Origin of the sequence: Brevibacillus brevis (assembly GCF_900637055.1) — a bacterium.
Taxonomy (GTDB): Bacteria; Bacillota; Bacilli; order Brevibacillales; family Brevibacillaceae; genus Brevibacillus; species Brevibacillus brevis.
Window position 1 is genome coordinate 50,976 of record NZ_LR134338.1, and the last position, 20,287, is coordinate 71,262.

A 20,287-nucleotide genomic window follows, 5' to 3' on the forward strand; every position below is an offset into this window, starting at 1 on the left:
TTTACTTATAGAAAGGCGGGGCCCTCTCGGGGACGCCATCGAAAAAAGCCTTGGAGTATGATATTATCCCCTTTGAGTAGACAGTGTAAAAAGCCCGCTCACCTAACGGTGGGTGGTACACTCTACTTGGAGGGGATTTTTTCATGGCTAAAAAAGGTCAAACATTCAAGCGTTATTCCGAGGAGTTTAAGCTGAGGGCAGTAAACATGTATCAACAGGGAGAGATGGGTTATAAAGCAATAGCTAAGGAATTAGGGATACCTAGTAAAACACAAGTTCTACAATGGGTCCGGAAGAAGAATAAAGGCGAAGGTTTTGTGGATCAAAGAGGAAAGAATGGTTCTAGTGACACCCCATTTGTTGGTCGTCCAAGAACCAAGTTTGCTACTGTGGAAGAAGAAAGGGACTATCTAAAGGCGCAGGTAGAATACCTAAAAAAGCGCAATCCCAATCTGCATCTGGGGGGAAGGTATGGAAAATAACTCGCTTTACGATCATAGACGAGCTGCGTAAAAAATATCCACTAACGTGGTTGGTAGAAATTGCGCAAGTGTCACGGTCGGGTTTTTACAAATGGCTTAGCACCAAAGGAAAGCCGTCAGCAAGAAATGAGTTAGATCAGATTCTGAAAAAGCATATGATGGCGATTCATTTGGAGCATCCATACTATGGTTATCCACGAATGCAGGTAGCATTAAAGAAGAAGGGATTGAATGCGAATCATAAGCGAATATACCGCCTGATGAAAGAATTAAACCTCCAATCCATCATCAGGAGGAAGCGCCGCTATTTTGGTAAAGCACCTTCGATTGTATATCCCAACTTACTTAACCGTAAGTTTAGAGCGGACAAGCCCAATGAGGTATTTGTAACAGATATTACGTATGTTGCACTTCATAACCGTTACTATTACCTTTCGGTCATTCAGGACCTTTTTAACAACGAAGTTGTTGCCTGGAAAGTTTCCAAGCGAAATGATTTACAACTTGTGTTAGACACTGTGGGGCAGCTAAACGAAGAAAGAGACGTGCTGAAAGCAACCCTACATTCAGATCAGGGCTTCCAATACACGTCTCGACAGTACAATAAGCGAATAAAGGAACTTGGCATAAGTGGCAGCCACTCTCGCAAAGGAAACTGCCTTGATAACGCCTGCATCGAATCCTTTTTCTCGCACCTCAAAACTGAGACATTGTACTTTACTGAGTGTAAGACAGAAGAAGATCTCTTTCAAGCCATTGAAAAATACATTTGGTTTTATAACCATGAACGGTTCCAGAAAAAATTAAACCAGTGTGCCCCGGTTGAATACCGAAACACACTGGCTGCTTAGGCTTTTTTAATTGTGTCTACTTGACAGGGGTAAGACCAATATCAAGGTTTTTTCTTTTTTTGTTGAGACGTGTAGCATGCTTGAAATGTATAACGTATATCAAATGACGAACGAAATAAGGGGGGATTTCTTTTGAAAAAAGTGATTGTAAGATGTATGGCTATGTTCTTGGCTATTTTCTTCAGCGGTTGCAGCTCAGATGCGGTCGTACAAAATCAGACAACCACGCCGCCTGCAAAAGAAGTAACGAACACTGGCACAGAACCGAAACAATCGGTAGATAACCCTTCAAGCTATAACCAAATCACGAGCTATATGGAAGAAGAAAGCAAGAAAGCTTTCTCCCCCTATTACGAGCTGCTCGAGTTTACCCTGTCGGATTATGAAGAGAAAACCGTTGACGGAAAAGTAGAAGCGATGTTCGGATATCAAGTGAAATACAAAAACTTTGAGAAGGACCCTGACACCGTGGACTACATCAAAGCGGCAAAAGAAAAGAACGATCCCAACTACCAACAGCTGTATGATGAATATTTGCAGCCCAAGGACATGAGCTTTCATTTGAAAGCCGTAGTTGAAGATGCGGACTCCATAACGCTTTACACCAATGTGAGTCCAAAAGGAGTTCAATGGGAAAAGGCAGTCATGTCTGATTTCATCCTTAAGAAATAGGATACCGACTTAACTGTAGGCCGCGTACTCTCGCGGTCTTATTCGTTTTTCTCGCACCAGTACTCGTACTCATTGTCGATCCATTCTTTGATATGATCGTAATTCTCCCAAGTATCTTCCACGTGATACACACTTGGTCTGCGGTTCGCCAACAAATCGCTACGGAGATCGAGGCCATCGCCCAACAAGTAAGCGATCAAAACAAGGAGTTGCGCGAGCAGATAGAAATAGTGGTCACTGAGACCAGGGCAGAACGTCATCGAAAAAAGGCTTTTGGGAACGTATCTTTGGCAAATAAAACGAGCGGATCGGATCGGTTCTTGCAGTTTGCTGAGACTGGCGGTAGACTCGGAGTTGTAAGGTAGATTAGGCGGTAGAAGTAAAAACCAATCTACGAATATTTGCGGTTAGAAGAATCCGATTCGTGGTCGGTTTTTTCTTTTTTAGTGAGCAGCATGATGGCCGTCATAATGGCTCTAGTAATCCCAGAACCAGCGTAGCTGTCACCAGGGGCAAAGTAGCAAGAATGGGTTCAATAGTGCAATATACCCAAGCCAGTCCTTTGAAGAGTTAGAAAAAAACGCCGAATTCGAACATTCGGGCGGTTAACTACAAATCCCTATTTTTTTTGATTTCCTCTAGCAACTTAATTATTTTTTCGTTTTGTTTGGCGATACTTCTTAAATTAAATGCAGCAGCTAACAAAAGAGCCAAGATTAAAGGCATATAGAAGACTTCCAAAACCGTCATCAGCTTCACCTCATTGAGTAGAATATCAGGTATACGTGAAATGAGCAATCCGTCTAAAGAATGGATTGCTCATTTTTTCCAAAATTACAACAAAGTCTCAGGTCCTTCTGGATCGATAGCATAAAAGGCTCTGGCTGCTTTTTTCTGATGAGGCATCATGTCAGTCATGATATTTAAGCATACAGTTGTCAAAGCATAAGTAGCAGCAATTCCAGCTAAGATACCAACGGAAAGTGCCAGAGGAGGATTCACACATATTGCTGCGATCACTGCGGAAAAACCAACACCTGGTACACCGAAGGAAATAGCAGTATCTAAATCTTCTTCAAGATTCGCTAAACTATCAATCGATTCAGCAAAATCACTCAGGTCATCTTCATTGTTATTATTTTCAAAGGTATTCTTAGTTTCACCCTCCCATTGGAGAGCCCAAAAATTCTGGTTGTCATAATAATCGTAGTAAATTTCATAGCTACCTTCGTATGACTCCACACTATTTTCATCATCTGGATCAATTGCCAATGCTTGCGCGGACTTTTTCTTTTGGTCGTAATTCTCTACATCAATGCTTGTTATTTCGCCATTTGTTTCGATCTCTAGCACGTTGGTATCTTTGTACAGGCGAGTGATTACTTCTTCATTATCAGTTGTAACTTTGGTCTCCCTGACATTCGCATCCTCTTTAATATACTCAATTTGGACATTTTCATTAGCAAACTCGTCCAGTTTCTGGAGTTCTTCATTCATTGTCTTTACATATTCGAGATTTGCTTCCTTAGCCGCGGTTATAGGGGCGAGCATGGCAGTAAAGGCAAAAGTGCTAATCACGGCAGTTGAAGCAATCTTTATGAAATTCTTTCTCAAATCTAACATTTTAGATTTCTCCTCTCAAATTGTTAATAAATTACATTTACTTAATAATAGGTAAATGCGTCGAGTAAATGTCAAAAATTGGATGAATTGAGTGATTAGTAGAAAGCATGATTCAAAACACCACGGTAGAGTACCAGCGTCCGTGACAGTGGGGCAAACATGTATAAAATACTAGCAATACAAGAACCCCGATCGACATGAAAAAAGCACCCCCTATTTGAAATGATCCCCTCATAGTGGACAGAAAAAAAGCAAGCACCCTACTCTGTCTATTATGGGGGGATTTTCTCATGGGAAAAATCAGAAGAACTTTTGACGCTGCCTTTAAGAAAAAAGCAGTGGATTTATTTGAGAGATGGAATGGGTTATAAAACCGTAGCAAAAAAATTAGGTATCGAGCCTTCTGTAGTGCGTCGGTGGGTTGAACATTATCAAGCGGAAGGAATGACGGGTCTTGAAGAGAAACGAGGAAAAGCAAAAGGGCCTGGTATAGGTAGACCCAGAATAAATTCGGAGGATCCTGAGACTAAAATCAAGAGATTGGAAGCGGAAAACGCATTGTTAAAAAAGCTCTTGCAGATGTGAAAGGAGCAATATGGTATCGTTGATTTTTTTATACAATTCGATCCCTGGTTCCTTCGGATTCTGGCCAACGTAGTCAGGGTTTTCAACGATGTCAGGAACGTACTAATGGTACGCTTCAAAAATGCCTTTACAATCAAACGCTTCTAGATAATGATACCGATACTCCCCCGTATCGAAATCGAAGTAAAACATCGCGAACTGGTTTCCTTCTTCATTCAGCATGTCTTTGGCAAATACCCCACCCGTCTTCTCATAAACTTCAGGACCAGTCATCTTCCTTTGTTTAAAATCAGCGATTAGGTTTTCGAAACTCTTTTTGAAATTCTCGCTAACCATATCATGTTCAATCAACCAGCCAATGAAAAAGCCTGTATGTACGTATGCCTGTTTTTGAGGAAGATCCTCTTCAAAGTTTTCGTAATGATATTTCGCTTTATCGTATACCGTTGTCACTAGCGAATCCTCGCTTTCTATTTGCTCATTTTCAAAAAATTATACAGGATAGATGTAAGGGTAAAAAGCCAAAAGAGGGTGAAGAAGGAAGGATAGGAATTTTGTAGCATTGCTATGACGCCAAGTGGTAGTATTTAACTGTTATATAGGAGAGAACCATTGGTTGGTTCATAGAGGGGTCATATTTCATGCGGAAATTGCTTGCCTATTTTCTTTGCGCTGTAATGATTAGTCTAGTAATCCTTCCTGTAGAGCCTGCGTCATCTAGAGGCTCAAGTTCATCTAGCTCCAGTAGTTCAGGCAGAAGCTCAGGATCGTCGAGTACAAGCTCATATTCGTCCGGCAAAAGTTCAGGATCATCGAGTACAAGCTCATATTCGTCCGGCAGAAGTTCAGGATCGTCGAGTACCAGCCCATATTCGTCGGGCAGAAGCTCGGGATCATCGAGTACAGGCTCATCCTCCTCCAGCAGAAGCTCATATTCTTCAGGAAAAAGCTCAAGCTCAACCAGCAAAAGTTCAAGCTCCACGATAAAAAGCGCAAAACCGTCAAGCGGCTTCAAATCATCCAAGCCGGTTAAAATCAAAAAGCATGACGATGACGACGATGACGAAGAGCAATTCGAGGAAGAAGAGGCTAGCCAAGAAGAGGAGACGAGTGAAGAAGCCGCTGCGGAAGAGGAAAGAATCAAGCGGAACGAACTCTTAATACAAATCGATAGTGGTATTGGACCATACCATTTACAACCGAATCAATTTTATCATACGACGATATGGGGTGACCCAACTCATAATGGCTCTCTATACTTTACCGTACATGATAACGGACAGTTAGAAGAGGTAGATGAGAGTGAGATAAATGGGGCAACAGTATTCAACATCCCATACAATTTCGATCCAACACCATTTGAAAAACAGTTTTATCTTCATAGTCTACCAACCAATCAAATCTATCTGACATCTTTTCAATATATGCAAATTTACTTGTTTTTACGCCCGGATGGTACCATTCAATGGCTCCCTCAATATGAAGCCTTTGAGAAAAACCTCCCCATCATAGAAGCAGAAGAGGTACTGCTGTCAGAGCAGACACTGGAAGTGCATAGCAACGAAATGGCCTTGCATAATTTCCCGAAAAACAAAGTCTATCGGAAGAATATTAATAGGATTCCCAGGTATTTTCTGTTCAATAATGAAGAAAATGTTCAATTAGTAGGAAAAAAAGAACTTAAGAACTATGAAGTTTTGGAATATGACCAAATGATTGAGCCGACTTCTTCTGATCTTATGGGAGAGATCAAAGAAAAAATCCAGGATTCAGGTGTGCCGACAGGGTACATATACCAGATGACAGTAAACAATGCCCCGCGATATTTTAACTATAATGGAAGCGGTTCGGTTGGGTTTGTAAAGAACCTGTCATCTGTTCAAGCAAATTATAAAGTTCGCGATTTTGAACAGGTTGTCCAAAAGATGCGGGAAGAAAAACAAGAGGAAGAGAAAAGGCAATCGATTTGGAAGCTGTATTTGATTACAGCCGGAGCGATTATGCTCGGCATTTTTCCTTTATCTTATTGGTTTATGAATAGAAAAAGAAAGAAGAAGAAGCAACCTCCTAACAAGATCATTACGAAAAGTACGAGAAAGAAAAAGAATGTAAAGCCTGTAAAGCCTGAAAGAACACCGATTCAACAGCCCCTACCCAAAAAGAAAGAAATAAGAGTAGAAGAAAAAAAGAAGTATGACGGCGGACTGTTTCAGCAATTTGAAGCCGCAAACAAAAAAGAACAGCCGAAAAGCGCTGGAAGCGGGCTGTTTGATCAATTTAATTCCTCCAAATAGAGACCATTAAAAAAGCAAAGCCCGTCCTCAGCCAAGCTGGAGACGGGTTATTCATTCCATTCTATAACGTATACTCGCTTAAAATAAACTGCGGAGCTAATAAATACTCGACGGGGTATAAATCATCTCTCCTTGTTAGTAACGCCTTCACTAACCCAATTTGATACTCTGCCGTTACTTCAATGACCACGAACGCATCCTGCTTCTCATTCAGAGGATAAATCACATTGCTCGAATCAAACACTTTGTGATCCATATCCAATGTAGCCAGGTGGTAGGGTTGGCCTTTCCACTCTGTGCGATAAACCGCAAACGCTTTATTTTCTAACAAGTGAACCAGCTTGTCTTTGGATAAATTCAGTTCAATTCCTGTCATGTAGCCTTGCTCATCGAGATCGTTCTGGTACTCTTCATCGATCTCATCGCCAACCGCCTTCTTATACGTTTTCGTGGATAATCGCATGTCATGCAACAGCTTTCCCCTGTTGAAATCAACGACTAACGGGATGTGCAACGAGGAAGGATCGACATAACGGCTAATCTGGTTATCCTTCTCCTTTTGATAATCTATGATTTCCTTATCGGGTGGTTGCAAATAAATATAGCCCATGCTGCAATAACCATCGCATGTAATAATCATGAGACTGCCCTCTCTTTCTTTAAATAATTCGACGAATGGTCAGAATTTTGTGCGTATGATAGAATGGTTTACCAACAAATGTGAATCGGAGGGAGCATGTCGGATGCAGAATGATAAGCGAATCAAATTCATTAACCCTGAAACAATGCCACCTACGTTTGGCTATACCCATGCGGTGGAGGTTCGGAACGTACGGACGATTTATGTATCGGGTCAGGTCGCTCTCAACAAGGACGGCCAAGTGGTCGGCACAGGCGATTTAGCGGCACAGACAAAACAAGTCTTTGAAAATATCCGATTCGCTCTGGAAGCGGCAGGAACCAGCTTTGATCATGTAGTGAAATTGACTTTTTTCGTGACCGACATTTCCAAAATGCACATTGTCCGTGAGATTCGAGATCAGTACGTGAATACAGAAACCCCGCCAGCGAGCTCAGCAGTGGAAGTGAGCAAGCTCATCAGAGACGAGTTGTTGATTGAGATTGAGGCCATCGCCGTAGCAGATATATAGTTGTCCCATCTCCCTTCTGTTCGATTATTCATCGTTCGGGAGGGTTTTTTTATGTTCTTTTGGGAAGATTATGGAGCGAGATAAGCGGATCGGAGTTGGTTGCATGAATTATATCATCGCAGGAATAGGTTTGATTACGGTATTTTTGCTTGCTTGGCTGGCAAGTAGCGATAAAAAGCACATTCGGTATCGCCCTATCCTCATCATGATTCTGATTCAGATCGTGTTTGGCTTGCTGCTGTTGCGAACCAATATTGGACTCATTCTCATATCAGGCATTGCCAGCAGCTTTTCCGTACTCCTGGACTATGCTTACGAAGGGATCAATTTTGTTTTCGGTGGCATTGCGAATCCGGATGCGTCGCCGTTTTTCTTGCAAGTTTTGCTGCCCATTGTGTTTGTATCCGCACTGATAGGCATTCTGCAGTACACGAGGATCCTGCCTTTATTTATCCATTATGTAGGATTCGTATTGAGCAAAGTGAATGGCATGGGAAAATTGGAGTCGTATAATGCGATTGCTTCGGCGATTGTCGGGCAGTCCGAAGTGTTTATTACCGTGAAAAAACAGCTCGGCGCCATACCGGAAAACAGGCTGTACACACTGTGCGCCTCTGCAATGTCCACCGTGTCTATGTCGATCGTGGGTTCCTTCATGACCATGCTCAAACCGGAGTATGTAGTAGCTGCGTTGGTACTCAACCTATTTGGTGGTTTTATCATTGCTTCCATTATTACGCCGTATGAAGTGAAGCCGGAAGATGACTTGCTCGATCAAGAAAAAGAAGAGAAACAGGCTTTCTTTGAAATGCTCGGGGAGTACATTCTGGATGGATTTAAAGTAGCCGTGGTTGTTGCCGCGATGTTGCTCGGATTTATTGCACTCATTGCGATGGTGAACGGGTTGTTCACTGCGGTATTCGGTATCTCGTTCCAAGCGTTGTTAGGATATGTCTTTGCTCCGCTCGCTTTTCTTATGGGGGTTCCTTGGCATGAAGCTGTACAAGCAGGAAGTATCATGGCGACTAAAATAGTGGCGAACGAGTTTGTCGCCATCCTCGACTTTACGAAGATTCAAGGTCAGTTGAGCGAAAGAACGGTGGCCATCGTGTCAGTGTTTTTGATTTCGTTTGCGAACTTTGGCTCCATCGGGACAATTGTTGGCGCGGTAAAAGGCTTGAATGAAAGGCAAGGGAATGTCGTCGCCCGGTTTGGATTGAGGCTGTTGTATGGGGCAACACTCGTCAGCATTTTGTCAGGAATTATCATCAGCATTGTGGTGTGAAGGGGGACCCTTTCGGGGGTCTTTTTTTTGTTAGGTACCGTTTCGTAACCAAATGATGGGAAGCAGCGTCTATCAATTGAGATATTCGTCTTTATTTCTCGGGTCGTATCCTTCATCAAAGGAATGGGAATCACGGTTGTTACGCTCTATGAGGACTCTCTGCTTCCGGCGCTTGGCAATCCAATCGATGATGGCTCCAATCAGCAAGAGACCTCCGAAAATAAGTACGACGAGTAACCAGAGTGGCATTCAACCAACACCTCACTTTTTACTAAAAGATACGTTATACCAGTGAAGAAGTTGCGATGAAACCATTCAAGAGGAAATGAAGGAGTGAAGTCGGATGAGAAAATGGGTGTGTATGACCGTAATGGCAGGCTTGATTGTGGGAGGCTGTTCAACTGACACGAGCGTACCAACAGATACTAAACAGCAGCCTGTAGCAGAGCAGAAGCAAGAGGCGGGAAATAGCGGTGGCGACCAAAAGCAAGAGAAGCAAACCGCTGACGTACGTCAAATTATTCTGGATGAGCAGTTTTTGAAGCTGCTCGCCAAAAACGAGATCAGTGGCTTCGATATCCACATCGGGATGAAGCGGGATGAGGTTTCTGCGCTATATGGCAAGGTAATAAAACAAGATTATTGGGATGGCGGGCGCTATGAGGTCTTTGAGAAGCTAGAAAGTGCGCTCATTTATTTTGATGGGCAAGATCGCGTATATGGGATTGATTTGGCCGGTCTTCATCTAAATGAAACGAATCTGGACACGATCCGTAAAAATCTGGGAGCGCCCGTCAGTGAAGATAAGAGCATGGCCGATGAAGATTATGTCATGTTTTTTGAAGCGGGAGATAACTCCGTATTTATTAGTGCAAAGGACGAGAAATCTCCAGCAGACAAAATAAGAATCATCAATAAAAAAATGATCGAGGAATCGCCGCAGAAAGAATAAAGTGAAAAAGCCAAGTCAGAAGGATCTCAAATGTGACCTTCAGGCTTGGCTTTTATATTTTTAACAATGGTATTACTCAACCGATCTTTTACCAAACAGGATAGCGTCCAGCGCGAACTTGGAGCTGCCGCTGATACCAAGAGCAACCAACATCGCAAGCAAGGCCAAATCCAGCTCATAACCAGCTCCACCTTCACCGCCCAGGAAGCCGGCAGCGAGCTTGGCTTTAAAGATCGCACCAAGCATGACAACAGACAACGCACCTGCGAACACGCGAGTACCCAGACCCAGAATCAAGGCAATGCCGCCTACGACCTCCAAGAAGGCTACGAGATAAGCAATGAATGCAGGGAGTCCCATGGTCCCGAAGAAACCAGCGACATTCTCCAGCCCCATTTGGAATTTAGCCACTCCGTGAATGGCAAAAGTAAGACCAGCAATCACACGTAGAATAAGTGCGCTCCATTCAAAACGATTAGACATGTATGAATCCCTCCGAAAATTCAAATGCGTAACAAAGTTACTTTTCGTTAGTAAGTATACAATAATAATTTCTTGAGTCAAGTGATTTAACAAAATCCCAACAGTTGGCAAGTGTAATTTTCAAGGTTGATTCCCATCATTGGTTTTGATGGATGGAACAAAGAGCGTTATACTGGAAGGAGAATGAGGTGATACCTATGAAACAGTCTACCCTCTGTCCTAAGTTCGAAAAAGGTATGCAGTTGTTGGGGAAGCGATGGACAGGTCTAATCCTATACCAGTTGTTGTCGGGACCACAGCGATTCTGTGCATTGGAAGGGGCCCTGCCAGTAAGCGGAAGGCTACTTTCTGAGCGTTTGAAGGATTTGGAGAAGGAAGGACTCGTGCATCGGCAGGTGTTTACTGATTCTGCTCCTGTCCGCGTAGAGTATTCCTTAACGGAGATGGGGAAAGCTCTGACTCCGGTTCTCAAAGGAATTGAGTCTTGGTCGCAGAGCTGGATCGAGTTGAATGCAGACGAAATGGCTAACGACAGCGAAGAATAACACAGCCTATATAAAAAAGCATCAGGAGAGTACGCCTGACGCTTGCCACGATGAAAACCCCTGGAGACAGGGGTTTTTCTGTTATCCGTTAATCTTCAAGAAGGGTCTTCGCTCTTTTCTTGCAAAGACTTCCACTTCAAAAATTCAATATGGCGTTTGACCTCAACCAGGTCTTTCTCGGTCAGGACATCGACATCCAAAAAGGTCGCCGGCGTTTCCCGGACAGAACCGCGTTGCCAAGATGGTTCTTCCGTGCGCCCGTGGAGAAAATCGGTGGATACTTCAAATAAATCTGCGACTTTGGAAATCAGATGAAAATCGACGCCCTTCTTTTCGCCTGACTCGATCCGCGAAAGTACCGTATTATGTATGCCCAGCTTTTCAGCTAATTGAAGTTGTGACCATTGTTTTTGTTCGCGCAGCCATTTTATGCGTTGACCAACTATGGACATCGTGAGACCACCTTTATCGTTTTGGCAATTCCATTCTAACAATTTTCCAAAACGGAAAAAACAAGATTGCTAATATGACAAAATCTGTATTGACTTTGCTAAAATTGAAAGGATATGATGTAACTATAAATATTTGCCATTTTTGCAAATCAGGAGGAGATAACTGGTGGAACGACTCAACCTCCCGTTTATCGCGCAACGACGTAATGAGTGCAAGCTGACCTTGCAAGAAATGGCGGAAGCACTCGGGTTTCGAAATGCTTCAACATACTTGAAGTACGAGAAGGGAGATTATGACTTCAAGGCTAATCATTTGCCGGTGTTGGCTAAAAAGCTACGATGTAACATGCTTGATCTTTTTATCAGGATGGTTTGCTGATTTAGCAAAAGGGATGGATTGAACGCTTGGGAGGCAAATAGAAGGCAGCTGGAAATATGGAGAAAGACCGTCGCTTACGAAATTGAAATGATGGCGCCACAGAGTATGCCAGCTTGTGAGGGATTTCTCGAGCGCTTGGTCATGTTTGAAAAGGAGTTGGAAAACAACGCGCGATGCCCATATAGTACGACACATGATGGGAATGATGCCGGGTCGCGTCCGTTACCCATTCAGGAAACAGAAAAAAGCCCGGTACGGACTTCACCGTGACCGGGCATTCGATATATTTTACAGCTTGCTTATCTCTTCTTTTAGCAGCTCCGAATGGGTTCCAAAGACGACTTGCACGCTTCCTTGACCCAGTCGCATGACACCTGCTGCACCGAGGTCCTTCAAGGCTTTGTCATTGACCTTCTTGTCGTCCTTCAAGACGAGACGCAAACGAGTGATGCAAGCGTCTACGCTAACGACGTTTTCTTTTCCACCAATGTGAGTGAGCACTTGGATCGCTTTATCCTGCATCGAATTGTTCCTTCCCGTAGCTGTAGCTGTCATTTCTTCGTCATCTTCACGCCCTGGCGTCTTGAGGTTCAGCTTTACGATCATGAAACGGAACAGGACGTAGTAGACCACGGCGAATGCCAGACCAATCGGGATGATCATCCAAGCATTCGTAGAGAGATGGAAGTTGATGCCGTAGTCGATCAGACCCGCTGAGAATCCAAAGCCGTGCTTGATGCCCAGAGAGGTCACGATATACCCGGACACACCCGTCAATATCGCGTGGACAAAATACAGGAGTGGAGCAGCGAACATAAACGCAAACTCAACTACCTCGGTAATCCCGGTCAGGAACGAAGCGAGAGCCGCACCAATAAACATAGAAGCAACTACTTTGCGTTTTTCAGGACGCGCTGAGTGAATAATAGCGAAAGCCGCTCCAGGAAGTGCGAACATCATGATCGGATAGAAACCAGTCATAAACATTCCTGCTGATGGGTCTCCCGCAAAGAAGCGATGCAAGTCGCCGTGTACCACTTTTCCTGTGGCATCGGTAAAGTCACCGATTTGGAACCAGGCAATCGCATTGAGTACGTGGTGCAGACCAAATGGAACGAGCAATCGGTTGAAGAATCCGAACAAGAAAGAACCTGTTGCGCCGAGACCTACGATCCAAGAGCCCAATGAGTCGAGGGCAATCTGGATCGGCCCCCAAATGATCCCGAAAATCAAACCGATGACAACCATGGAAAGAGAAGTGATAATCGGTACGAAACGCTTTCCACCAAAGAAGCCTAGCCATTCTGGCAGCTTGATCGAATGGTAGCGGTTATAGAAAAACGCTGCAATACCACCCGCCATAATACCGCCGATGACACCCATGTTCAGTTTTAAATCGTCCGCGATGAAAGGCATGGCAGCAGGAACAGCTGCAAGTACTTTCGTCAATACGACGTAGGCAATGACAGCGGCCAAAGCAGCAACAGCATCTCCAGCCAAGCCAATGGCAACACCGACAGCAAAGATTAATGCCAGGTTGTCAAAAATGGCTGCACCGCCAGCAGCCAAAAGCGGAGCGATGTACGAGTCCATGAATGCGCCAAAGGCGCCGAGATTGAGGTCCTTCTCGAATTTGAGAAGACCAAAGCTTTGCAAAATCGCTGCGGCTGGCAACGTTGCGACCGGGAGCATCAGGGCTCTTCCGATCTTTTGCAGAAAAGCGAGCATAGGATAAAACCTCCTTGGAATGGGATGAATTTATCAGGGAAGCCGCTCTCCGGATGAATGGCAAAATGATGAGGGCACAAGGAATAAGCCGGAGAGAGACCATTCTGATCGATATATTGGAAGCGCTTACACTACTCAGGCGACAAAACCTTTTATAAGGCTTTGTCTTTCAGATATTGAACGACCTCGTCTACAGTAGAGAGTGTAAGAACGTGCTCAGCCAATTGCTTCGCTTCCTCTACGCTGGTGGAGCGGATACGTTCTTTGACTTTTGGCATTACCGAAGCGGCACCGCTGAACTCATCGAGCCCCAATCCGAGCAAGAGCTTGGTAGCCAACGGATCTCCCGCCATTTCCCCACACAGCCCAGTCCAAATGCCCGCCCGATGGGAAGCTTCGATGACTTGGGAAATCAATCGTAAAACAGCTGGATGGTAGTAGCTGTACAGCTCGGCGATATTGGCATTCATCCGGTCTACTGCTAGGGTATATTGAACGAGATCATTCGTGCCGATGCTGAAAAAGTCTACCTCTTTCGCAAACGCATCTGCTTGCAGGCAAGCACCCGGAATCTCCATCATCATGCCTACTGCGATCTTCTCGTCAAAAGCGATCCCTTCTGCCCGCAGCTCTGCTTTTGCTTGCTCCAGCAATCGTTTGGCTTCACGCAGCTGCTCCAAATGGGAAATCATCGGGAACATGATCAGCAGGCGGCCAAATGCGCTGGCACGCAAGAGAGCGCGTAATTGCACCAGGAACAATTCCGGTCTGGCTAACGAGATGCGCATGGCGCGGAAACCAAGGAACGGGTTTTCCTCCTGTGGAAGCGCGAGGGCTGGCAAATGCTTGTCACCGCCAACATCCAAGGTGCGAATGATGACCGGCTTGTCGCCAAAAGCAGCGGCTACGTGCTTGTATGCAGCAAATTGTTCGGCCTCATCGGGAAGAGTGCTGCGATCCATGAACAAAAACTCGGAGCGGAACAACCCGATTCCTTCTACACCAGATGCGATCAGTGCATCAGATTCTTCTGGCACAGCCATGTTTGCCATCAGGTGAACGCGGTGACCATCGGTTGTTTCGGCAGGCAGATCTTTAATGGCTTCGTACCATTGGCGTTCCTTTGCTTCCTGTGCGGCTTTTTCCTGATAGGCCGTCAGTGTATCCGCATCAGGCGAAACAATGAGCTGTCCAGAGGTTCCATCGATGATCAACAAACTTCCGGAGTCTACTTTTTCCATCAAGGTATCGCCTGCACCCATGACAGCGGGAATTCCGAGAGAGCGTGCCAATATGGCTGCATGAGAGGTAGCGCCGCCTTTTGCCGTGACAATTCCCCGTACATGCTGGAGCGGAAGCTGAAGCGTCTCGGATGGGGTGACGTCCCATGCAACCAGGATAAAAGGCTCTTCCGGGTAGGAGATGACGGTGTCACCGCCCGAAATATTTCGAATCAGACGGCGGCTCACATCACGAATATCATCCGCGCGCTCTTTCATGTAGGCATCGTTCATACTCTCAAAGAGAGCAATGAACTGATCGGCTACTTGCGAGACGGCAGCAGATGCCGCCAGTTGTTGATTTTCAATGAGCGCACTCATCTCCCCCACAAATGCCGGGTCATCCAAAAAGGCGATATGAGCAGAGAGGATGGCCGCTTTTTCCGAGCCTAGTTGTTCCTCTGTCTGTTCTTTTAGCTTTTCCAGTTGTTCGCGAGCTTGCTCGACGCTCTTGCTCAGTAGTCCTAGCTCCTGAGTTGTATCCACTGGAGTGGTGGACTCTGCCTGCGTGATGGCTGTTTCGTGTGTGAGGCGTAAAACAGGGGCAATCGAAATGCCAGCGGAAACCGGGATTCCTTTTAACATACATCCTTCACCTTCCTGTCCGTCGTTTACACTATATGTTTGACGAGGATTGCTCCAACAGCTGCTGAATCGCAGTGGCTACGTTTTGTTCATCCGCTCCGTCGATCTGAACGGTCAGGGTATCGCCTTGGGAGACACCCAACGTCATGATGCCGAGAATGCTTTTGCCATCTGCGTGTTTTGTCCCTTTGCTCAGCGTAATCTTTGACTGAGATTGCGACGAACAATTCACGAGTAGAGCTGCTGGTCTCGCGTGGAGCCCACCCTCTACATTGACGGTTACTTCAAATTGAACCATGTTGTACCTCCTTCAACCATGCGCTTCGCTTATTTTAAGACGACAGTCATCAGTGGCTCTTGGCCTGCTTGCACAGTTGCTTTTGCCACCACATTTTTTTCAGCAACCCGATCACCGTTCGTAATAACGATTGGTGTTACGATCGGACAGCCCGCTTCTTCCAGTACACTCTTGTCGAATTGGATGAGCTTGTCGCCAGCTTTGACTTGATCGCCAACGGAGACAAATGGGGTAAAGCCTTTTCCGTTTAATTTCACGGTATCAATACCGATATGCATCAATATCTCGAGACCGCTTTCAGTCGACAGCCCAATAGCATGGTGAGTAGGGAAAAGATGCGTTACCTTTCCATCGATAGGGGAGACGAGAGTGTCTGCACTTGGTAAAATCGCTACACCATCACCGACGACTTTGCCTGCGAATACAGGATCAGGAACTTCAGACAGGGGTAGTACGGTACCTGTTAATGGTGCAAGAAAGGTTACCTCTTGTTGTTTTTTCCGGGAAAAAAGACTGCGTAGCATAGTATCCTCCTTTTGCGTCTGAACCAAAAAAGGCATGAGACGGTTGAATTCATACGACGACATACTTACTATGTCCGTATGATCTCACCGCTCATGCCTAGTCGAGCTAGTAACACGCAGGATTATGATTTAATTTTGTTGTAATAAGCGATAAAGGTGCAGAGCCATGTAACCAACCTCGTCTTCTGGTACAGCAATCTCGAGACGGGTGGAGATGTATTGAGCCAGCTCTGTTGCCAATTGATAGGCTTCTGGCATGGTGGTTTTGACTCGGTCCAGAAGCGGGTTCTTGATGAATTTTTGCTGACGGATGCGCTCAACGGCAAAGCGCAAATGGGTAATGAGGCGAACGTAATCAATGGTACTGCGTTCAATCGTAATGGCTGTTCGCTCTTCAATCAGGCTTACCAAGTCTGTGATGATGTTGGTGAATTGGACAGCCTTTTTTACTGGGACGTAGCTGATCGCGGAGTGAATGTGCAAGGCCAGAAATCCGATTTCACTATCGGGAATGTCCAGGTCGAATGCGTTTTTGATCATATCCGCTGCCCGATTCGCCAGTGCGTACTCTTTCGTGTACAGCGTCTGGATTTCGAACAAAAACGGATTCACGATCTCCATGCCGTTATTGAGCCGATAGATCGCAAACTGGATATGGTCAGGCAAGGCAACATGGACGTGTTCGTTTAATTCTGGCGTAATTTCACTCGCAATGAGAGCGATAATTTCTTCCGCAATTCCTACGACAGCAGGATCTACTTGGCTCAAGATGTTCTGATACTGCTTCTGATGATTTTCATTTTCGAGCATGAAGCGCTTTTCCACACGCGAGTCTTGGGCGGGGATGGTATTCCCGGGTTTTGCGCCAAATCCGATTCCTTTTCCGAACAGGACAATTTCTTGTCCGGATCCGGGTTCTTCTACGAGTACGACGTTATGGTTCAACACACGCGTAATTGCGTACGTTTTTTCCTTTTCACGGGACAATCCATTCCACCACCTTTTGATAGACAAAAAACGGTCCATGACCGTATTTGCTTACCGCAAGCGGTCACATCCAATTTAATGAAAAACGCCGATGAACCATGACGTTAATCAGAAAAAAGAGCCGAAAAAACCTTTTTAACAAGAAAAAGATCTTCTCGGCTCATGCCTGCATTACCAGTAACACGCCTTGTGAAAACGCTTCAATTAAAGCTTATAATAGCTCACGTCTCGTACATTGTCAATCACCCTATTAACCGGAAAAACACAGTGGGCAGGAGAAGCAGGAGCCTGTCCCGAATTGTTTGAACCAACAAAGATAGGGGCAAAACAAAGCCAAGCGGACGCCTCATTAGCAATCCGCCCGCTTTGTTACTTGGTGTACTTGTCGGCAATCGTAGATGCACAGAAGGAGTTCGGTTTGATCTCGGCACGAAAGTGATTGGTTTCTGCTAAGCTCAACAAAGACTGGATAAACTTACGGGTAGGACCATTCGTGCCGATATCAAAATGCAGGCGGATGGGAGTATCTAAGTGGCGGTCCCGCAAATATTGGCGTACTTCTGTGGCAAGTCCGACTGCGTACATCGCTTCCTGAAATATACGCTGTTGCAAAGATGAGTACCGGCGTTCTTGAAATTTGTGATAAAAGAAGGTTCCCCCATGGCCGGGACGAATCACTGTGATAACTAGGGCAAAAAAAGTCCCGCGGCTTTTTAATTGAGAGTCGGCCCCCACAATAATTTCAAATGGACCACCTATGGATGAGATGGTATGTTCGATGTGGGAAAACACTTCTTCTTTTGCCAGTAGACCTCTAGTCGGACTGTGAAAGCGATCAAATAACGTATTTGCAGAGGTTAAGCCCACTCACATCCCTCCAGAAAGAGGCTAACAATGATTTGCATACTTCTGTTCCCTTACATCATTAATGTATGTAATCTCTCAGATAGTATGTGAATGGGTTAGGACAAAAACTTCTTGAATCAACTTTTTTAGGGAACATGGTCCGTTTGTTCGGGACGAAAGACTGTTTTTGAAGGAGCTTTAGGAAACGTGATACAAGCAAATGAACATGATTATTATATGAAACAAGCCATGGAAGAGGCCCAGAAAGCCGCTGCGATTGGCGAGGTTCCGATCGGTGCGGTCATCGTGCGCGACGGGGAAATCGTTGGTCGCGGCTACAACTTGCGGGAAACACAAAAAGACCCTACCTTGCACGCGGAAATGATCGCGATACGGGAGGCAAGTGAACGCTTGGGTGGATGGCGCTTGATCGGATGTACGCTGTACGTGACGTTGGAGCCGTGTCCCATGTGTGCGGGTGCAATCGTTCAAAGTCGCATTGAGCAAGTCGTGTATGGCGCTCGCGATCCGAAGGCGGGCTGTGCCGGGACAATAATGAACCTGTTGGAAGAACCGCGCTTTAATCACCAGGTGCCAGTTATTGAGGGTGTTCTTGCGGAGGAATGCGGGCAGATGCTCAAGGACTTCTTTCGTGGATTGCGAAAAAAAAGACAGCCGGTACAGGAATGACCGGGCTGTCTGGACAAACCGTCTGCATGCAGGCGGTTTTTTATTTGTTTACGTTTTGCAGCATGTTCAGCTCTTCTTCGGTCAGTTCGCGATACTCACCAGGGGCGAGTGACGGGTCAAGGTGAAGCGGGCCCATACGAATCCGTTGCAGATAGGTGACCTGCAGGTCGAAAGCAGCAAACATCCGCTTTACCTGATGGAACTTTCCCTCCATGATGGTGACGCGAATCTCTGATGTTTCTCCCGAAGAGATAATCTCCAGCTTGGCTGGCAGTGTAGTAAAGTCCTCCAATTCCACGCCCTTGGCAAACTCCTGTACATGGTGCTCCGTGACCCGGCCATCAATGCGGGCAAAGTATTCCTTGTCTACTTTCTTTTTCGGGGACAAGAGGCTATGGGAGAGCTGACCGTCATTGGTCAACAGCAAGAGACCCTCTGTATCAATATCCAGTCGGCCTACCGGATGCACTTTGATTGCCCATTCGTACGGGAGCAAGTCCACTACGGTTTCATGGACATTGTCCTCTGTAGCAGAAACCACTCCAGGCGGCTTGTTTAGTAAAACGTATACCCAGCGCTTGAAGTTAAGCGGTTCTCCATCCACAAGGATTTCCTGTTCCTCGGGAATAACGTGCATCCCCGGGTCTGTTGCGACAACGCCGTCTACGACGATCAGTCGCTGCTTTACTAATGCTTTCACTTCCTTGCGCGTGCCGATTGCCATATTGGCCAGCACCTTGTCCAAACGTTCACGTTTCATATATGTTCCTCACTTTTCTTCTGATCGGATACCAATCGGGTGTGCTGTTATTAGTTTGGCCTAATGAGCCGCGCAAATCAAGGGGCATGCAGAGGAATGAGTCTTGCATTTTTGACTGTATTTTGCTATAGTAGATAATGTTTCTGACAAACCAAATATGGAGAGATACCCAAGTGGTCATAAGGGGACGCACTCGAAATGCGTTAGGCGTCGTGAGGCGTGCGTGGGTTCGAATCCCACTCTCTCCGCTTAGATTTTTCGGATCGAAGAGAATGAAGCATAAGTTTGCCGCTATGGTGAGCTTATGCTTTATTTTTGTAGAAAACGGGAGTTCCAGCTAGAAGCTTTTGATAAAATTTTTCTGATCCTTTGTAAATAAATAGCCACGTCGTTCATAGAACCTGTGAGCATGTATGCGAATTGGGTGGGATAACAGCTTTATCCCGGAAAATCCATTGTTCTTTCCCCACTGTTCCAGCTGTTCAATCAACATGTTACCTACACCTTGATTCCTATACGTTTCTTTCACAACAAATCCCAAGACATTTACAAGAGAGTCGGAAAAAAGCAATTCATAAGGGCTTCCATGAATATATCCGATGACTTCGTTATTTTGCTCACAAACAAAGATCATATCATTTGTTTTCTTTGTGATGATTTCGATTTTCTCTTTTACCTGATCTTCGGTAAATACATGCAGATTCGGGTTAAATTCTAGGTTTAACAAATAAATATCACGATAATCCGTGACCCTAATTTCTCTCACACTTTTTTGTCCCATATTTGAACGCCTCAATTCGTTGTATGGTGCTGTCCTCCTAGGTAATGGCTCAGG

27 protein-coding genes and 1 tRNA gene are annotated in these 20,287 nt (G+C 45.3%); 11 read left to right on the forward strand and 17 right to left on the reverse strand.

Annotated features, from left to right (window positions below):
• Positions 1–143 precede the first annotated feature (143 nt).
• A protein-coding gene (locus EL268_RS00315; protein WP_126435325.1) for an IS3 family transposase occupies positions 144–1,333 on the forward strand; the annotation gives its coding sequence in 2 pieces (ribosomal slippage) (positions 144–432 and positions 432–1,333; 1,191 coding nt in all).
• A 162-nt stretch (positions 1,334–1,495) separates the two neighbouring features.
• On the forward strand, positions 1,496–2,005 hold the full coding sequence (locus EL268_RS00320; RefSeq protein ID WP_106657061.1) for a hypothetical protein: 510 nt from the start codon (positions 1,496–1,498) through the stop codon (positions 2,003–2,005).
• Between the two features lie 38 nt (positions 2,006–2,043).
• On the opposite strand, the gene EL268_RS00325 is transcribed toward EL268_RS00320, so the two are convergent.
• The 3 genes from EL268_RS00325 to EL268_RS00330 all read right to left on the reverse strand — a co-directional run bounded on the left by EL268_RS00325 (position 2,044) and on the right by EL268_RS00330 (position 3,628).
• On the reverse strand, positions 2,044–2,265 hold the full coding sequence (locus EL268_RS00325) for a hypothetical protein (protein WP_106656981.1): 222 nt from the start codon (positions 2,263–2,265) through the stop codon (positions 2,044–2,046).
• Positions 2,266–2,614: 349 nt separating this feature from the next.
• A complete protein-coding gene (locus EL268_RS32585) occupies positions 2,615–2,755 on the reverse strand; it encodes a hypothetical protein (protein ID WP_164724414.1) in 141 nt (46 codons plus the stop codon).
• Between the two features lie 84 nt (positions 2,756–2,839).
• Positions 2,840–3,628, reverse strand: coding sequence for a geobacillin-26 family protein (locus EL268_RS00330; RefSeq protein WP_106656982.1), 789 nt, complete (start codon positions 3,626–3,628; stop codon positions 2,840–2,842).
• Positions 3,629–3,940: 312 nt separating this feature from the next.
• Here EL268_RS00330 and EL268_RS00335 point away from each other — a divergent pair, with 312 nt between their 5' ends.
• A complete protein-coding gene (locus EL268_RS00335; RefSeq protein WP_307724153.1) occupies positions 3,941–4,213 on the forward strand; it encodes a transposase in 273 nt (90 codons plus the stop codon).
• On the opposite strand, the gene EL268_RS33160 is transcribed toward EL268_RS00335, so the two are convergent.
• Together EL268_RS33160 and EL268_RS00340 are read right to left on the reverse strand one after the other, a co-directional pair.
• Positions 4,190–4,303 (reverse strand): hypothetical protein, encoded by a 114-nt coding sequence (locus tag EL268_RS33160; RefSeq protein WP_232030494.1) that lies wholly within the window; start codon positions 4,301–4,303, stop codon positions 4,190–4,192. The two genes, EL268_RS00335 and EL268_RS33160, sit on opposite strands and share 24 nt — an antisense overlap.
• A gap of 12 nt (positions 4,304–4,315) precedes the next feature.
• Positions 4,316–4,666, reverse strand: a complete 351-nt coding sequence (locus EL268_RS00340; RefSeq protein ID WP_232030201.1) for a DUF7832 domain-containing protein — start codon at positions 4,664–4,666, stop codon at positions 4,316–4,318.
• A gap of 188 nt (positions 4,667–4,854) precedes the next feature.
• Here EL268_RS00340 and EL268_RS00350 point away from each other — a divergent pair, with 188 nt between their 5' ends.
• Positions 4,855–6,507 carry a hypothetical protein gene (locus tag EL268_RS00350; protein ID WP_232030203.1) on the forward strand — a complete coding sequence of 551 codons (1,653 nt, stop codon included), beginning with the start codon at positions 4,855–4,857 and terminating at the stop codon, positions 6,505–6,507.
• 61 nt (positions 6,508–6,568) lie between these two features.
• Here the strand turns inward: EL268_RS00350 and EL268_RS00355 are convergent, their stop codons facing one another.
• Positions 6,569–7,147, reverse strand: a complete 579-nt coding sequence (locus tag EL268_RS00355) for a hypothetical protein (RefSeq protein ID WP_106656983.1) — start codon at positions 7,145–7,147, stop codon at positions 6,569–6,571.
• 103 nt (positions 7,148–7,250) lie between these two features.
• Between EL268_RS00355 and EL268_RS00360 the strand changes: the two genes are divergently transcribed.
• The gene (locus EL268_RS00360) at positions 7,251–7,658 is read left to right on the forward strand and encodes a RidA family protein (RefSeq protein ID WP_106656984.1); all 408 of its coding nucleotides are present in this window, start codon (positions 7,251–7,253) and stop codon (positions 7,656–7,658) included.
• Positions 7,659–7,761: 103 nt separating this feature from the next.
• The gene (locus EL268_RS00365) at positions 7,762–8,943 is read left to right on the forward strand and encodes a NupC/NupG family nucleoside CNT transporter (RefSeq protein WP_106657064.1); all 1,182 of its coding nucleotides are present in this window, start codon (positions 7,762–7,764) and stop codon (positions 8,941–8,943) included.
• Between the two features lie 72 nt (positions 8,944–9,015).
• Here the strand turns inward: EL268_RS00365 and EL268_RS32590 are convergent, their stop codons facing one another.
• Positions 9,016–9,192, reverse strand: a complete 177-nt coding sequence (locus EL268_RS32590) for a hypothetical protein (protein WP_007719793.1) — start codon at positions 9,190–9,192, stop codon at positions 9,016–9,018.
• Between the two features lie 94 nt (positions 9,193–9,286).
• On the opposite strand from EL268_RS32590, the gene EL268_RS00370 reads away from it, so the two are divergent.
• Positions 9,287–9,895, forward strand: a complete 609-nt coding sequence (locus EL268_RS00370) for a hypothetical protein (RefSeq protein WP_164724415.1) — start codon at positions 9,287–9,289, stop codon at positions 9,893–9,895.
• 72 nt (positions 9,896–9,967) lie between these two features.
• Here EL268_RS00370 and EL268_RS00375 read toward each other — a convergent pair whose 3' ends face one another.
• Positions 9,968–10,378 carry a DoxX family protein gene (locus tag EL268_RS00375; RefSeq protein ID WP_056496063.1) on the reverse strand — a complete coding sequence of 137 codons (411 nt, stop codon included), beginning with the start codon at positions 10,376–10,378 and terminating at the stop codon, positions 9,968–9,970.
• A 197-nt stretch (positions 10,379–10,575) separates the two neighbouring features.
• On the opposite strand from EL268_RS00375, the gene EL268_RS00380 reads away from it, so the two are divergent.
• On the forward strand, positions 10,576–10,923 hold the full coding sequence (locus EL268_RS00380; protein WP_106656985.1) for a winged helix-turn-helix transcriptional regulator: 348 nt from the start codon (positions 10,576–10,578) through the stop codon (positions 10,921–10,923).
• 95 nt (positions 10,924–11,018) lie between these two features.
• Here EL268_RS00380 and EL268_RS00385 read toward each other — a convergent pair whose 3' ends face one another.
• Complete coding sequence (locus EL268_RS00385; RefSeq protein WP_164724416.1) at positions 11,019–11,375, reverse strand: helix-turn-helix domain-containing protein; 357 nt, start codon at positions 11,373–11,375, stop codon at positions 11,019–11,021.
• A gap of 166 nt (positions 11,376–11,541) precedes the next feature.
• On the opposite strand from EL268_RS00385, the gene EL268_RS00390 reads away from it, so the two are divergent.
• On the forward strand, positions 11,542–11,754 hold the full coding sequence (locus EL268_RS00390; protein WP_106656987.1) for a helix-turn-helix domain-containing protein: 213 nt from the start codon (positions 11,542–11,544) through the stop codon (positions 11,752–11,754).
• Positions 11,755–12,042: 288 nt separating this feature from the next.
• On the opposite strand, the gene nagE is transcribed toward EL268_RS00390, so the two are convergent.
• The 6 genes from nagE to EL268_RS00425 form a co-directional block, all read right to left on the reverse strand.
• Positions 12,043–13,482 carry an N-acetylglucosamine-specific PTS transporter subunit IIBC gene (gene nagE / locus EL268_RS00400; protein ID WP_106656988.1) on the reverse strand — a complete coding sequence of 480 codons (1,440 nt, stop codon included), beginning with the start codon at positions 13,480–13,482 and terminating at the stop codon, positions 12,043–12,045.
• Between the two features lie 152 nt (positions 13,483–13,634).
• Positions 13,635–15,347 carry a phosphoenolpyruvate--protein phosphotransferase gene (gene ptsP, locus EL268_RS00405; RefSeq protein WP_106656989.1) on the reverse strand — a complete coding sequence of 571 codons (1,713 nt, stop codon included), beginning with the start codon at positions 15,345–15,347 and terminating at the stop codon, positions 13,635–13,637.
• Positions 15,348–15,378: 31 nt separating this feature from the next.
• Positions 15,379–15,645, reverse strand: coding sequence for an HPr family phosphocarrier protein (locus EL268_RS00410; RefSeq protein ID WP_012683821.1), 267 nt, complete (start codon positions 15,643–15,645; stop codon positions 15,379–15,381).
• A gap of 29 nt (positions 15,646–15,674) precedes the next feature.
• Positions 15,675–16,169, reverse strand: a complete 495-nt coding sequence (locus EL268_RS00415; protein WP_106656990.1) for a PTS sugar transporter subunit IIA — start codon at positions 16,167–16,169, stop codon at positions 15,675–15,677.
• A gap of 129 nt (positions 16,170–16,298) precedes the next feature.
• The gene (gene glcT / locus EL268_RS00420; RefSeq protein ID WP_106656991.1) at positions 16,299–17,156 is read right to left on the reverse strand and encodes a glucose PTS transporter transcription antiterminator GlcT; all 858 of its coding nucleotides are present in this window, start codon (positions 17,154–17,156) and stop codon (positions 16,299–16,301) included.
• 369 nt (positions 17,157–17,525) lie between these two features.
• Entirely contained in the window at positions 17,526–18,023 is a 498-nt protein-coding gene (locus tag EL268_RS00425) for a ribonuclease H-like YkuK family protein (RefSeq protein WP_012683824.1), read from the reverse strand.
• Positions 18,024–18,209: 186 nt separating this feature from the next.
• On the opposite strand from EL268_RS00425, the gene tadA reads away from it, so the two are divergent.
• Positions 18,210–18,692, forward strand: coding sequence for a tRNA adenosine(34) deaminase TadA (gene tadA / locus EL268_RS00430; RefSeq protein WP_106656992.1), 483 nt, complete (start codon positions 18,210–18,212; stop codon positions 18,690–18,692).
• A 40-nt stretch (positions 18,693–18,732) separates the two neighbouring features.
• Here the strand turns inward: tadA and EL268_RS00435 are convergent, their stop codons facing one another.
• A complete protein-coding gene (locus EL268_RS00435; protein ID WP_106656993.1) occupies positions 18,733–19,452 on the reverse strand; it encodes a pseudouridine synthase in 720 nt (239 codons plus the stop codon).
• 159 nt (positions 19,453–19,611) lie between these two features.
• Here EL268_RS00435 and EL268_RS00440 point away from each other — a divergent pair.
• A tRNA-Ser gene (locus EL268_RS00440) sits at positions 19,612–19,700 on the forward strand.
• A gap of 89 nt (positions 19,701–19,789) precedes the next feature.
• Here the strand turns inward: EL268_RS00440 and EL268_RS00445 are convergent.
• Positions 19,790–20,233, reverse strand: coding sequence for a GNAT family N-acetyltransferase (locus EL268_RS00445; RefSeq protein ID WP_106656994.1), 444 nt, complete (start codon positions 20,231–20,233; stop codon positions 19,790–19,792).
• Between the last annotated feature and the right edge of the window lie 54 nt (positions 20,234–20,287).